This is a genomic window from Flavimaribacter sediminis, from assembly GCF_019492055.1.
Taxonomy (GTDB): Bacteria; Pseudomonadota; Alphaproteobacteria; order Rhizobiales; family Rhizobiaceae; genus Flavimaribacter; species Flavimaribacter sediminis.
Window position 1 is genome coordinate 395,266 of sequence record NZ_JAICBX010000004.1, and the last position, 14,658, is coordinate 409,923.

A 14,658-nucleotide genomic window follows, 5' to 3' on the forward strand; every position below is an offset into this window, starting at 1 on the left:
GAGCGAACCTATGACGACCGAGACATTCAGGACCTCCTTGCGCTGGCAGATTGTGTTCTGGCTGTGCGTCCTGTTGGCGTTCGGGCTCTTTCTTTACGTATTCAGCGATATACTGCTCCCCTTCGTGGCCGGAATGGCGCTCGCCTATTTTCTTGATCCGGTGGCGGATCGACTGGAAAAGTTGGGCTTGTCGCGCCTTGTCGCGACGCTCTTGATCCTTGCTGCCTTTGTTGTGCTCTTCGTCGTCGCGATCATCGTTGTCATTCCACTGCTGGTCAGTCAGGCCAACCAGTTCATCGCCGGTCTGCCCGAGTATCTTTCAAGATTGCAGCAACTGATTTCCCCGGCCGAACTTGGATGGGTGAAAAACTGGATCGGGATGGAGCTGCCGGATCTGAAATCATCGGTCGGCGCCCTGTTGTCTCAGGGCGCCGGCTTCGTGGGAGAGATCCTGCTGCAGATCTGGAATTCGGGCATGGCGCTGATCAACATTGCGTCCCTGCTGGTCGTCACCCCAGTCGTTGCTTTCTACCTGCTTCTCGATTGGGACAGGATGGTTGATACGGTCGATAGCTGGATACCGCGCAATCATCTTGACGACGTGCGTGAAATTCTCCGCGACATGAACAAGGCGATCGCCGGTTTCGTGCGCGGCCAAGGCAGCGTCTGTATCATTCTCGGACTGTATTACGGTATTGGCCTGACGCTCGCAGGGCTGAATTTCGGCCTTCTGATCGGCTTGTTCGCCGGCGTCATAAGCTTCATTCCCTATGTCGGCTCGTTCGTTGGTCTATTGCTTGCAGCCGGCGTCGCTGTCGTCCAGTTCTGGCCGGACTACGTCTCGATTGGGATTGTGCTCCTGGTTTTCTTCTCCGGACAGTTTCTGGAAGGCAATATTCTGCAGCCGAAACTCGTCGGCAAGAGCGTCAACCTCCACCCGGTTTGGCTCATGTTTGCGCTCTTCGCCTTCGGTTCGCTGTTCGGGTTCGTTGGGCTGATGATCGCCGTGCCTGCGGCAGCTGCGACGGCTGTTCTGGTTCGTTTCGCACTGAAACGGTATCTGCAAAGCGATCTCTACGAAGGTGGACAGGACAAGGATGTCGAACTCACCGTGCCGGTGACGGAAAGACAGGGCGATGAGCCGTAGCGACCATACATCCGCCGATCGGCCGAACGACCAACTGCCCCTGGGGTTCGCCCACGACGCCAGCACGTCGCGCGATGATCTTGTCGTTTCGGATCCTGTCAGCCAGGCCATCCGGCTGATTGACGACTGGCCTGCCTGGCCTTCACCGGTCACGATCCTCGCTGGCCCGACAGGCTCGGGCAAGACGCATCTCGCCAATATCTGGCGGGATCGGGCGTGCGCCGTCGAAATCACGGTGAGATCGGGCGAAGAGAACAACCTGAAGTCGGCGGAAAGCGGACCGGTGCTGATCGAGGACATAGACCGTACCGGCTTCGACCAGACGCTGCTTTTCCACCTGATCAACACCGTGTTGCAGCATCGGACATCGCTGCTTGTCACGTCGCGCATCTGGCCTGCCGGATGGCCGTTGGACCTTCCTGACCTGAGATCGCGACTGAAAGCCGCAACCGTTGTCGAGATCGGAGAACCTGACGACGAACTCCTCGCTCGAGTCATCGTCAAGCTGTTCGCCGACAGGCAATTGGGCGTGGATGAAAAGGTGGTCTCGTACCTTGTGAACAGAATGGAAAGGTCACTTGACGCTGCTCAACTGATCGTGCACCGGATGGACAATCTTGCGCTCTCGCGGGGCAGCAGGATAAACCGACGCATCGCCGCGGACGTGTTGCAGGAACTGGAAGATCGGGATCATCATGAAGACGTGTTATAGTCCGATAGTGCAGCGCGGATCAGGAATCCCCGCCCGGAGCTAGGATATGGACGACAAACCGACGCAAGCCGGTATCGACACATCCGCAGAAGCCGATGTCGAGTCCCTGATGCAGAGTCCAGAGCGGTTCATCAACAGGGAACTGTCCTGGTTGCAGTTCAATCGCCGTGTGCTCGAGGAAACCCAGAACAGCGGACATCCGCTTCTGGAGCGGGTGCGGTTCCTTTCAATCTCCGCCGCCAATCTCGACGAGTTCTTCATGGTGCGCGTCGCCGGCCTCGAAGCCCAGATTCGCGAGGGGATTCTCAATCGCTCGGCGGATGGCCGCACGCCGCTGCAACAGCTCGAGGAGGCGCTGCGCGAAATCGGCAAGCTGCAGCTGGAGCAGCTCGCCTCGCTCGCCGTCCTGCAACAATACCTCGCAGAGGAGAGCATTCACATCGTTCGTCCGGGTTCGCTCGACGACGCCGACCTGGAATGGCTCCGCAATGAATTCATCGAATCGATTTTTCCAGTTCTGACGCCCTTGTCGATCGATCCCGCCCATCCGTTTCCATTTATTCCCAATCTGGGTTTCTCGATCGTCCTGCAGCTGTACGAACGCCAGACCAGAGAGCCGATGACCGGCCTTGTCAGGCTGCCTGTCGCGCTGAAGCGCTTCTACCTGTTGCCGGAGCGTGAGAACGGCAAGATGCGCTTTATCTCGCTTGAAGATATCGTCGAGCAGTTCATGGAAGTGCTGTTTCCGGGCTACGACATAACCGAAAGCGGGACGTTTCGGATCATCCGCGACAGCGATATCGAGGTGGAGGAAGAAGCTGAAGACCTCGTGCGGCTGTTCGAACGCGCGCTGAAGCGCCGACGTCGCGGTTCAGTGATCCGCATCGAGTTTGATTCCGAACTTCCGGATCCCTTGCGCAACTTCGTGCAGACCGAACTCAATGTGCCAGCCGATCGTGTCGCCACGCTGCCCGGATTGCTCGCGCTTTCGACCATATCGGAGATCGTCAGTATCCCTCGGGACGATCTCAAGTTCGAACCCTACAACGCACGTTTTCCCGAGCGTATCCGCGAACATGCAGGCGATTGCTTCGCCGCGATCGAGGAAAAGGACATCATCATCCACCATCCATACGAATCCTTCGATGTGGTGGTGCAGTTCCTGCGGCAGGCGGCGCGCGACCCGGATGTTCTCGCCATCAAGCAGACCCTTTACCGGACGTCGAACGACAGCCCGATCGTGCGCGCCTTGATCGATGCGGCGGAGATGGGCAAGTCGGTCACGGCGCTCGTTGAACTGCGCGCGCGTTTCGACGAAGAGGCCAATATCCGCTGGGCGCGCGACCTGGAGCGCGCGGGCGTGCAGGTCGTCTTCGGTTTTCTGGAATTGAAAACCCATGCGAAGATGTCGCTGGTGGTGCGCCGCGAGGAAGGCAGGCTCGTAAGTTATTGTCACCTCGGCACGGGCAACTACCACACAGTGACCGCGAAGATTTACACAGATCTGTCGTTCTTTACCTGCGATCCGGAAATCGCCAGCGACGTCGCCCACATCTTCAACTTCATCACTGGCTATGGCAAACCCACGGAGCGCATGAATCTCGCGGTGTCTCCGGCTACGCTTCGCAAGCGCATGCTGGAGCATATCGACGCGGAAACCGACCACGCCCGCAATGGCCGTCGGGCCGCCATCTGGATGAAAATGAACTCCCTGGTTGATCCTGAAATCATAGACTCGCTTTACAAAGCCAGCCAGGCCGGCGTCGAAATCGACCTCGTCATTCGCGGCATATGCTGCCTGCGGCCGCAGGTGCCCGGCCTGTCGGACAATATTCGCGTCAAATCGATCGTCGGGCGCTTCCTCGAACACAGCCGCATCGTCTGTTTCGGCAACGGCCATGGTCTCCCCAGCGAAGATTCGATTGTCTATATCGGCTCCGCCGACATGATGCCGAGAAATCTGGATCGCCGCGTCGAAACTATGACGCCGTTGAAGAACCCTACGGTCAAGGAGCAGGTGCAGTCACAGATCATGCTCGGAAACCTGATCGACAATCAGCAAAGCTACGAGATCCTGTCGGACGGGACGTCGCGCCGCATCGATGTCAAACCGGGCGAGGAGCCTTTCAACGCCCAGCACTATTTCATGACCAATCCCAGCCTGTCGGGCCGGGGCGGAGCGCTTGCCTCCAGCGCTCCCAAGCTGATCGCCGGACGTTTGTCCAAGGGTAAAAATTCAAAGTGAACAGGGTGAATGGTCGAATCTGAAGCTCAAGGCCGATTGCCGGGCATTGCGCCGGTATCGGTAATCGATATCGGATCGAATTCGGTGCGTATCGTCATCTACGAAGGACTGAACCGCGTTCCGACCGTGCTCTTCAATGAAAAGGTACTGTGTGGTCTTGGAAAGGGACTGGCCACCTCGGGCATGCTCGATCTCGAGGGCGTAAACAGGGCGCTCGCCGCACTGCACCGATTCAGCATGCTGTCCAGACAGGCGCGGGCGACGCGTATGCATGTGCTCGCCACTGCGGCCGCGCGCGAAGCAACCAACGGCCCCGATTTCATCAGCCAGGCGGAAAAAATACTGGGTCAGGAAATCGATGTGCTCAGCGGCCGCAAGGAGGCGCATTACTCGGCAATGGGCGTTATCAGCGCCTTTTTCGATCCCGACGGCATCGTTGGCGATCTTGGCGGCGGCTCCCTCGAACTCGTCGACATCGAGGATCGCAATATCGGCGATGGCATCACCCTGCCGATCGGAGGCTTGCGTCTGGCGGAGGCGGCTGACGGGTCTCTCCAGGAAGCGCGGTCCATCGCGCGTCGAAACATGGCCATGGCGACGCTACTCGAACGGGGCAAGGGCCGAACCTTCTTCGCTGTTGGCGGCACCTGGCGAAATCTCGCAAAGCTGCATATGGAGATGACGGATTACCCGCTGCACATGATGCAGGGCTACAATATCTCTACCGAGGAAACGCTGCAGCTCCTGGACAAGGTTGACAAGATCGACGCCAAGGATCCGGCGATGCGGGCGATTTCCCGCAATCGTCGTCTGTTGCTGCCCTACGGCGCGGCGGTCTTGCGCGAAATCATCGACGCGATGAAACCGGAGTCGATTTGCTTTTCCGCCTTCGGCGTGCGGGAAGGTTATCTCTATTCCCTGCTTGACGGCGAGACGCAACTTGAAGATCCGCTTTTGGCGGCGGCCAATGAACTTGCGATCTTGAGAGCGCGTTCGCCTGAACATGCGCGCGAACTCGCAGAATGGACCGGGAAGGCCTTCGCCGCCTTCGGCATCGAGGAGACGATCGAGGAAGCCCGCTACAGGCGCGCGGCCTGTCTGCTGGCCGACATAAGCTGGCGGGCGCATCCGGATTATCGCGGCGCGCAGTCGTTCAACCTCATCGCCAACGGAACTTTCACCGCGATCAGCCATCCGGGCCGGGCCTATATCGCGCTCGCAAATTTCTATAGGTTCGAGGGGCTGAGCGACAACAATCATGACGAGCGGAACCTCGCGATCGCCGAAATAGCGACGCCGCGGTTCCGGTCCTTCGCGAAACTTCTGGGCGGCCTGATGCGTGTCAGCTATCTGCTGTCCGCATCGATGCCTGGAATCGTGCCATTGATCGATTTCGAGCAGGATGGCGACGACGGTCTCATCTTCAAGCTGCCTGAGCGAGTAAAGGACTTCGCCGGCGAACGGCTGGATGGCCGGTTGCAGCAGCTCGCGCGCTACACCGGAAAAACTCTGAGTTTCGACTTCGGATAGATTCAGAGCTTTTCCCTAAAATATCCGATGATTTCGTTCAGAGCCGCCTGGGTCGGCGAGTCCTCGCCCTCAATGAAATGCGCCGTTAGCATGGCGTGCTTATTGCCGGGAACATGCGTAAGGGTGATGCGCTCCTTGCCTGAATTGAAGGTCTGCTCGATGGCGGAGAATTTTTCAGCTTTGCAGAGTTTGTCGCCAGCGAACCGGTAGGCGTGCATGGGGCCATTCGTGTCGAGCTTGCGTTTCGTCGCCTCGATGTCTTCCGGCGACATGTGAAGAGCATGCTGAGCAAAGAGGGGCAGGGAGGGTTGCGAGGCGACTGAGGCGAGAACGCTCTCGTCGGCCATGAGGGATATGGCGAAATTCCCGGTCAGGCACATGCCGATTACGCCGACGCCTGAGACAGCGTGGCGCTGTTGAAGGTCGCGGCAGAGCGCTTTCAGCCAGTCGACGATGGGGCTTGATCGGTTGCGCGCGAAGATATCAATTTCGCGCCGGACACAGAAAAAGCGCGCCATGTTTCGCACGATCGCGAATTTGCCAAGCGGCCCGAAAAGATGCGGCAGGACCACCCGGAATCCGGCGGCGACCATCTTGTCCGCAAACCGGATCGTCTCCTTTTCAATCCCGGGAAGCTCGTGCAGAATGACGATGACAGGCCCTTCGCCTTTTTCATAGACATCGTGCTCCACCGTTTGGCCGCCGGATATTTCTGCCGCAAATGATCGTTGTTGAAATCCATTCAGCATGTCGCGTCCCCCTTGGCTATCTACGCGGTCAACCGACCCCGTCTGGCGCGAATCTCTCATGGATATGCATGCTTCGCGACAAACGCCGACGTCTGACTGCTATTATGGCTCAGAGACCCTCTGAGATCAAAAAAGTGGGGCGCCGATCAGCCGGGCACAGAATGCAGGCTGAAGCGGTTATCGGTGCTGCGCCATGTATTTCCAGCTTGTTCAGGCCGATTGAGTATCCGTAGTTGTCTCCGGCGGCGAGGGCTGCTGGCTGTCGGCGTAGGCCGAGAGTACCTTTTTCAGCGACTTGAAGACTGCCTGATCCGGCATGCGTTCCTCCAACTGTCGACGAGCTCTGGAATTGATGTGGCGGACGTTTTGAACGAACACCACCTGGACGTTTTTCTTTTCAAGCTCGGCGACCAGATCGACGAGCGTTTCGGACGCCGTGAAGTCGATATCGTCGACCGCTGTCACGTCGATACAAAGCCAGCGCAGTTCAGGCTCGGCATGTTTGGAGATGCTTTCGATCTGCTGTTTCATCAGGCCGGCGTTGGCGTAATACATGGTGTGATTGAAGTGGTAGATAAGCAGACCTGGCGCCGCCTGTGCGCCCGATTCCAGATCCTTGGCGCGCCAGTTGCCTTTCTCGTTTTTGACCAGCAGTTGATTGTCAGGATGGTAGCCGTGCCGCGTGTGCAGGATCAGCGAGAGAACGACAGCGATAATGATGCCCTGCTCAACACCGAGAACGACAACTATGGCTGTTGTCAGAAGCGCAATCCGGAATTCGGCGCGCCTCTCTCGTCGTATCTGCAACATACCCTTGATGTTGATCAGCCTCAGACCGATCAGGAATACGACTGCCGAGAGCACGGCGTCCGGCAACAGGCCCAACGGCTCAGTCAGGAATAGCAGGATCAGCAGCACCACAACGCACGCGACGATCAACGCCAATTGGCTTCGACCACCCGCGCTGTGAACCATCTCGGTTTGTGTCGGACTTCCATTGACAACGAACGTTCCGGTCAAGCCGGCGCCGATGTTGGCGAATCCAAGTGCAGCGAGATCCTGTTTGAGGTTCACGCCCTCTGTGTGCAAGGCGGCGTAGGCCCTCGCCGTCGCGGCGCTTTGCGCAAGGATCACGATGACCATGGCGAAGGCCGTCGGCAGAAGATCCCTGATAGGATGGATGCGCCATTTCACCTGATCCAGTACCGGTTGCGGCAATCCTGCCGGAACATCGCCGACCACAGGCAGAATGTCCTTGAGGTCGAACCACCAGCTTCCCGCTATTGCGCCGACAATGGCGACGAGGGCAACAGGTATGGCCCGTCCGGTTCTTTTTTCCAGATAACGTCCTGCAAGGATGGCGACGACGACGACGCCCGCGACGATCAGGACGGCCGGATTGGGATGTTCGAATTGGTCGCGTTTTGTCCAAAGCGTTGTGATCGTGTCGAGATCGGGCGCAGGCAGGCCGTAGAGTTCCGTTATTGCGCGGAGTGAAATCTGAATGCCAACGCCCGTCAGAAACCCGATTAGGACGGTGCGCGACAGAAAGTCCGCCATGAAACCCAGACCGATCCAACTCGCGAGCAGCAGCATGACGCCGACCATAATCGCAAGCAGACCGGCTAGCGCGAGATATTCCATGCCGCCAGGCGCCGCCAGACCTGCAAGGGAACTGGCGAGGATTGCAGCGGTCGCCGAATCGGCGCTGACGACGAGATGTTTTGATGAGCAGAACAGCGCAAAGAGAAGCGCCGGTATGAGCATTGTGTAGAGACCGGTTATGACTGGCGTCCCGGCTATCTTGGTGTAGCCCATCACTGTTGGAACAGCGAGTGTGGCGAGCGTTACGCCGGCGGCGATCTCTGTCGGTATCCTTGCTTTGTCGAGCGGCAAGACGCCCGTAAGGAAACCGATATTCAGGCGTTTGGCCAAAGTCGAAATCAGTGTAGCGCCCCCCGTTAGCCGCCTAAATGATTATAAACAGGACTGATAGGATGTTTATGTCAATCCTTCCGGCGCAGTTGGCGTCCAATATGCCAATGCCGGCATGTAGAAATTGTCCACGAACCATTGATAGCCGTACGGGGTGACAAAGGGTCAGGAATGGTGTCAAATCCGGTAAGTGCCATAGTCTTCAACGAGAATACTATAAAAAATATTGCTCTGGCGGGAAGCGATACCCGATTCTGGTGATTTGGTCGTTTCGCGACGGAGGTTCCGCGAAAGCGGCGAAGGCTTGCGTCAATGTTGAAAGTCTAGTCTCAGAAGAAATTTCCACCCATGCATATCGAAGACACGATACCGCACTCCTTTCTGTCCCGGCTGGTAAACGAGGCCAGATCGAAGCAGATATTGCGCTATTATCTGATAATTATTCCGATCCTTTGGATCGTGCTGTTCTTTTCCTATTACTCGTGGAGAATAGGGTTCGATTTCGGCGACCGGTTCGCCCTGACACTTTGGATTGCGCAGGACATCATCATGGTGCTTATGATCGTTTTGAGCGCGATCTTCATGCGCCGCATGATACGGGAAAGCCGGAGTGAGCTCGATGACATCCACCCGAAGTTCGACAGTCTGACCCACGTGGTTCTGCTGCCTTGCTACAACGAGCCTCCCAGCGTCCTGATGGCGACACTCGACGCGCTTGTCGCCCAATCGGTTGCGGACCGGCTGATTGTGGTGATGAGTTTCGAGGAAAGCAGTCCAGATCTTGATGAGACGCGCAGGACGCTCGAGGCGAAACACCGGGAGAGCTTTCGTGCTTTCCACATCACGATCCATCCGGCTGGAATTCCCGGCGAGATCCGCGGCAAGTGCAGCAATGCCCGTTGGACGGTCAAGAGCGCTCTGGAGTGGACGAGGTCGGAGAATATCCAGCTCGACATGGCTACGACGACACTGACATCGATGGATTCGGACACGATCCTCCATCGTCGTTATTTTGAGGTGCTGGGCGACAAGTTTCTGCGCGCCGGTGACGACCGGGTATACTCAACTGTCTGGCAGGGCGGGCTCTTCTACAACTTCGGTCTCGACCGTTCATTGTTTTTCACCCGCGTCACAGGCTTGCTGCGCACCATATGGATGATCGGGTTCAACATCCCGCTACAGTCGCATTCGATGAGCGTGAGTTCCTATTCGCTGAAATTGTGTTGCGACAACAATCTTTTCGACCCGACCTACCAAATGGACGACATGCATTTTTTCGTGAAGTCAATGGTTACAAGGCGAGGCAAGGTCTGGTTGAAACCGATCTATCTGCCGGTGATCTGTGGCCCCACCAGTGGAAACAGTTTCTCCGAGGAACTGCGGGAGTGGGCGCGCCAGGCGAGGCGCTGGAGCATTGGGGCCTTCGAGATATTCCACTATGTGGTCAGTGAAAGACGCAATCTTGGCTATCTGAGCACTTTGAGGTTATGCGCGACGATCCTGTTGCTCTACGGCCTGTTTCAGACAATCATGTTCGCGTCGACAATCGTGGCTTCGCCTATCTGGCACTACACCCAGTGGCACGCAGGCAACGACCATCTCATTTGGTATGCTGTCAGCGTCATTCCATGGCTATTCATCACCTGATGCTTCCTCATGGACGCTATCTTCGTTCGGAATATCGAGACAACGGACGGAAAGGTCGGCATGGCGCGAAATCTGCTGCATTTTCTTTCAACGCCGCTGGTGCTGCTGGGCTACAATTACGTTTCATTCGCAGCGCTCCATATCCTCGCCTGGAAAGGAAAAAGCGTCTGCACGCACGATATTTGCGGAAAAACCGGCCTTCCGTCGTCCGGGGAAGTTTCGGCTTTATGATTATCTGAACTAGAGTTCGACAGCCTCGACCTTTCGGTCGACGAACCGCAAGGCCGTTTTTCCGCGCAACAGTTTCAGGGCCTCTTCGCCAAAGAGTTCGCGACGCCAGCCTTTCAGCGCCTCCACCTCGGCGTCTTCGCCATCGGCGGCGATCCGCTCAAGGTCTTCGGAATTGGCGATCACCTTGGGCGCCACGCCGTATTTTTCTGTCGTCATCTTGAGCAGAACCTTGAGAAGCTCCGTCGCGGCGGCGGCGCCTTCGGGCGATTGAGCAGGCCGCTGAAGACGCGGCATCTCGTGCTTGGGGAGGGCGAGCGCTTCGTTGACGGCGTCGACCACCGCTCGTCCGGATTGGGAGCGCTCCCAGCCTTTGGAGATTGTCCGCAGCCGTCCAAGCGCTTCCGGATCCTTCGGCTGCTGCTGGGCGATCTCGTAGATCGAGTCGTCCTTCAGAACGCGGGAACGCGGCACGTTTCGTTCGCGCGCCTCGCGTTCACGCCAGGCGGCGATATGCTTCATCACGGACAGTTCATGCGGTTTGCGCAACCGCATGCGCAATCGCTTCCACGCGTCTTCCGGATGCAGATCGTAGGTCGAAGGGGATTCGAGAATATCCATTTCCTCCTTCACCCAGTGGGCGCGCCCGTCTTCTTCAAGGCGCTGCCTTAGCATGGCGTAGACATCACGCAGATGCGTGACGTCGGCCAGCGCATAGTCGAGCTGCTTTTCGCTCAAGGGGCGTCTGCGCCAATCCGTGAAACGCGATGACTTGTCGATTCGGGCGCCCGTCGTTCTCTGCACAAGCTGATCGTAGGAAATCGAATCGCCGAAGCCGCAAACCATGGCGGCGACCTGAGTGTCGAAAATAGGATGCGGTATCAGGCTTCCGAGGTGATAGATGATCTCCAGATCCTGACGCGCTGCGTGAAAGACTTTCATCACCGAACTGTCGGCCATCAGTGAGAAGAACGGTGCGAGATCGAGATCGTCTGAAAGAGGGTCGACAATCATGGCTTCGTCTGGCGAGGCCATCTGTATCAGACAGAGTTCCGGCCAGAATGTCGTCTCACGGATAAATTCCGTGTCGATTGTGATGTGGTCGGATTGTGAAAGTCGCTCGCAGGTTGCTGCAAGTTCGGAGGTCGTCGTTATAATTTTCATGGAATTTGTTTAGATCATTTTTTCCCGGTACGAAACTGCTCCCTGTCATAGTCCCTGGACGTAACACGGTTGGCCATCCGGGAAAACGAGAGGGACGTGCGCAACAGCGCGCTGAAGCGGCCCCTGTGGCTTGCTGGAACTGCTGCTCGAACGCGCATCCGCCAAAGGGTGACGACGATCAGGCTCGCATGCACGATGCTGGTGTAGGTGAACATGACGCCGGGCGCGGAATTCTGCATCAGCAGCGATGCGATGTAGGGGCCGATAGTGGCTCCGATCGACCAGTAGAAGAGCAGTCCGGCGGCGACCTGGACATACTGACCGTGTTCAGCGTGGTCATTGGCATGAGCGGCCGACAGGGAATAAAGCGGAAGCGAAAAGGCGCCAAAGAAGAAGATTCCGATATAGTTCAACAGTGGGTCAGAGCCGGCGAACGTGTTGATGAAGAGGCCTGAAAGAGCAGCGCCTGCTGTCGCGATGATGAGGATGACGCGCCGGTCGTGCCGATCCGACAAGACTCCAAGTGGATATTGCAGGATTGTTCCGCCAAGGATTCCAGCGCCCATGAAAGTCGCAATGGATGACACCGGAAGCCCGATGGATTGTGCGTAGATGGGACCGATCATGCGGAATGTCGCAGATGTCAGGCCAATGGCGATGCAGCCAATGCATGCGATAGGCGACAGTCGCCAGATAGCGGCCGGATTGAAGGAAAATCTGCCCGGCGGCTTGGGATTCGATCTGTCGGCGAGTGAGATCGGAACCAGCGAGAGGCTGATCATGATGGCTAGCGTCGAGAACACCACAAAGTTTGATATGTCGAAAAACGGGATGAGGAACTGCGACCCGGTTACGCAGACCATGTCGATAAGCCGGTAGATCGAAAGCACCCGCGCGCGCGTTTGGTTGGTGATGCCGGAGTTCAGCCAGCTGTCCACCGTGGCGAAAAGCCCTGCAAAGCAGAGGCCAGACAGAAACCGGATTATGGCCCAGGCAAGCGGATCGACCAGAATCACCAGGAGCAGGCATCCGCTGGCGCCCATCGCCGCCAGCGCCGAAAAGGCGCGGATGTGGCCAACGGCCCGCAGGATCGGAGAGATCAGGAAGCTTCCGGCCATGAAGCCGATCGAATAGCTGGCGCCAATCAGGCCGATGGCTGATGTCGTGAAGCCCTCATCAGCCCCGCGAAGCGCGATGAGCGTGCTTTGCATGCCGTTTCCGGCTAGCAGGATCGCCGCTGCAAAAAACAGCGGCGCAAGGGGACGGAGAGAGGACATGGACGGGGCGACTCGGCGGGCTACTGAGACTTGTGCAGATGATATCACGATGCGCCGGAAGCGACAGCATTCGATTAAAGCTGGCTTGGCTGCTTGACAAATCGCGTGCGTCGTGCGCTTGTCCGCCCGGTTTTGACAGAAGGCGACCCTTCGCGTCACCGCAGTCTCACGGAAAGAAAAAGCAGGACAAACCGATGCACCGCTATCGCTCCCATACTTGCGCCGCTCTGCGCAAAACAGACGTTGATTCATCCGTCCGCCTGTCGGGCTGGGTCAATCGCGTTCGCGATCATGGCGGACTGCTGTTCATCGACCTGCGCGACCACTATGGCATCACGCAAATTGTCGTCGATCCGGATTCCGACAGCTATAATCTCGCAGAGACTCTGCGCGGCGAATGGGTGATCCGCGTCGATGGCGACGTCAGGGCGCGTTCGGACGAAACTGTCAACCCGAAACTGCCGACCGGCGAGGTCGAGGTCTATGCCCGCGACATCGAAGTGCTGTCGGCGGCCGGTGAACTGCCGCTGCCGGTCTTCGGAGAGCCGGACTATCCGGAAGACGTGCGTCTGAAATACCGTTTCCTCGATCTGCGCCGCGAGACGCTGCACGCCAACATCGTCCGCCGTACGAAGATCATCGCCGCCATGCGGCGTCTGATGGGCGAGGCGGGTTTCGCGGAATATTCGACGCCGATCCTGACTGCGTCATCGCCGGAAGGCGCACGCGACTTTCTGGTGCCGAGCCGCATCCATCCGGGCAATTTCTATGCGTTGCCCCAGGCGCCGCAGCAATACAAGCAGCTCATCATGGCGTCGGGCTTCGATCGTTACTTCCAGATCGCGCCGTGTTTCCGCGACGAGGATCCGCGCGCCGACCGACTGCCGGGCGAGTTCTACCAGCTCGACATGGAAATGAGCTTCGTCGAACAGGAAGATGTCTTCCAGACGATGGAGCCGGTGGTGCGAAAGGTCTTCGAGGAATTCGCCGACGGCAAGGCGGTGACAGCGGAATTTCCGCGGATTCCCTATGACGAGGCGATCCGCAAATACGGGTCCGACAAGCCGGATCTGCGGAACCCGATCGTAATGGAAGCGGTGACCGAACATTTCGCCGGCTCCGGCTTCAAGGTTTTCGCCGGCATGATCGAGCGTGATCCGAAGGTCGAGGTCTGGGCCATTCCGGCAAAGACCGGCGGCAGTCGGGCCTTCTGCGACCGGATGAATTCCTGGGCGCAGAGCGAAGGTCAGCCTGGTCTCGGCTATATTTTCTGGCGTGAGGAGAACGACGCCGTCGCCGGCGCGGGGCCGCTCGCAAAGAATATCGGCCCGGAGCGCACGGAGGCGATCCGCAACCAGCTTGGTCTGGAATCCGGCGACGCCTGCTTCTTCGTGGCCGGCGTTCCGGCGAAATTCGCCGCCTTCGCCGGCGACGCCCGAACGCGCGTCGGTGAGGAACTGGGTCTGATCGACGCCGACCGGTTCGCCCTGTGCTGGATCGTCGACTTTCCCTATTACGAATGGGACGAGACGGAAAACCGGCTGGATTTCTCGCATAACCCCTTCACCATGCCGCAGGGCGGCAAAGAGGCGCTGTCAGGAGAAGACCCGCTTGCCATCAAGGCCTGGCAGTACGACATGGTCTGCAATGGCTACGAGATTGCCTCCGGCGGAATCCGCAATCACATACCCGAAGTGATGGTCGAGGCGTTTGGCAAGGTGGGACTTGACGCGAAGGTGGTGGAAGAGCGGTTCGGCGGCCTCTACCGGGCTTTCCACTATGGCGCGCCGCCGCATGGCGGCATGGCAGCCGGAATCGACCGCATCGTTATGCTGCTCGTCGGCGCGAAGAACCTGCGAGAAGTGACCATGTTCCCGATGAACCAGCAGGCCGAAGACCTGTTGATGGGCGCGCCGAGCATCGCCGATCAGACGCAGCTCAAGGAGCTGAGCCTGCGCATCGCACCGGCCGCCAAGACAAACTGATCCGGGAAAAGTTTGGGCCCGCTGATAACGGGCCCAGAC

The 14,658-nt window shown here is 58.1% G+C and carries 11 protein-coding genes; 7 read left to right on the forward strand and 4 right to left on the reverse strand.

Annotated elements, in window-relative coordinates; translation table 11 throughout:
- The first annotated feature begins 10 nt into the window (after positions 1-10).
- Genes K1W69_RS20900 through ppx form a run of 4 tightly spaced genes read left to right on the forward strand, consistent with a single transcriptional unit; the run spans position 11 to position 5,634 of the window.
- On the forward strand, positions 11-1,147 hold the full coding sequence (locus K1W69_RS20900; RefSeq protein WP_220230381.1) for an AI-2E family transporter: 1,137 nt from the start codon (positions 11-13) through the stop codon (positions 1,145-1,147).
- A complete protein-coding gene (gene hdaA / locus K1W69_RS20905; protein ID WP_220230382.1) occupies positions 1,137-1,859 on the forward strand; it encodes a DnaA regulatory inactivator HdaA in 723 nt (240 codons plus the stop codon). The genes K1W69_RS20900 and hdaA overlap by 11 nt, the downstream gene beginning before the upstream one ends.
- A gap of 46 nt (positions 1,860-1,905) precedes the next feature.
- Positions 1,906-4,104 carry an RNA degradosome polyphosphate kinase gene (locus tag K1W69_RS20910; protein WP_220230383.1) on the forward strand — a complete coding sequence of 733 codons (2,199 nt, stop codon included), beginning with the start codon at positions 1,906-1,908 and terminating at the stop codon, positions 4,102-4,104.
- Between the two features lie 9 nt (positions 4,105-4,113).
- Entirely contained in the window at positions 4,114-5,634 is a 1,521-nt protein-coding gene (gene ppx / locus K1W69_RS20915; RefSeq protein WP_220230384.1) for an exopolyphosphatase, read from the forward strand.
- Positions 5,635-5,636: 2 nt separating this feature from the next.
- Here ppx and K1W69_RS20920 read toward each other — a convergent pair whose 3' ends face one another.
- Both K1W69_RS20920 and K1W69_RS20925 read right to left on the reverse strand, forming a co-directional pair.
- Positions 5,637-6,383 (reverse strand): dienelactone hydrolase family protein, encoded by a 747-nt coding sequence (locus K1W69_RS20920; RefSeq protein WP_220230385.1) that lies wholly within the window; start codon positions 6,381-6,383, stop codon positions 5,637-5,639.
- Between the two features lie 210 nt (positions 6,384-6,593).
- The gene (locus K1W69_RS20925) at positions 6,594-8,318 is read right to left on the reverse strand and encodes a SulP family inorganic anion transporter (RefSeq protein ID WP_220230386.1); all 1,725 of its coding nucleotides are present in this window, start codon (positions 8,316-8,318) and stop codon (positions 6,594-6,596) included.
- A 348-nt stretch (positions 8,319-8,666) separates the two neighbouring features.
- On the opposite strand from K1W69_RS20925, the gene K1W69_RS20930 reads away from it, so the two are divergent.
- On the forward strand, positions 8,667-9,965 hold the full coding sequence (locus tag K1W69_RS20930; protein ID WP_220230387.1) for a glycosyltransferase family 2 protein: 1,299 nt from the start codon (positions 8,667-8,669) through the stop codon (positions 9,963-9,965).
- Between the two features lie 60 nt (positions 9,966-10,025).
- Positions 10,026-10,196, forward strand: coding sequence for a hypothetical protein (locus K1W69_RS20935; RefSeq protein WP_220230388.1), 171 nt, complete (start codon positions 10,026-10,028; stop codon positions 10,194-10,196).
- Between the two features lie 9 nt (positions 10,197-10,205).
- Here the strand turns inward: K1W69_RS20935 and rnd are convergent, their stop codons facing one another.
- A complete protein-coding gene (gene rnd / locus K1W69_RS20940) occupies positions 10,206-11,351 on the reverse strand; it encodes a ribonuclease D (protein WP_220230597.1) in 1,146 nt (381 codons plus the stop codon).
- Between the two features lie 20 nt (positions 11,352-11,371).
- A complete protein-coding gene (locus tag K1W69_RS20945; RefSeq protein ID WP_220230389.1) occupies positions 11,372-12,634 on the reverse strand; it encodes an MFS transporter in 1,263 nt (420 codons plus the stop codon).
- Between the two features lie 194 nt (positions 12,635-12,828).
- On the opposite strand from K1W69_RS20945, the gene aspS reads away from it, so the two are divergent.
- Entirely contained in the window at positions 12,829-14,619 is a 1,791-nt protein-coding gene (gene aspS, locus K1W69_RS20950; RefSeq protein WP_220230390.1) for an aspartate--tRNA ligase, read from the forward strand.
- Positions 14,620-14,658: the final 39 nt, after the last annotated feature.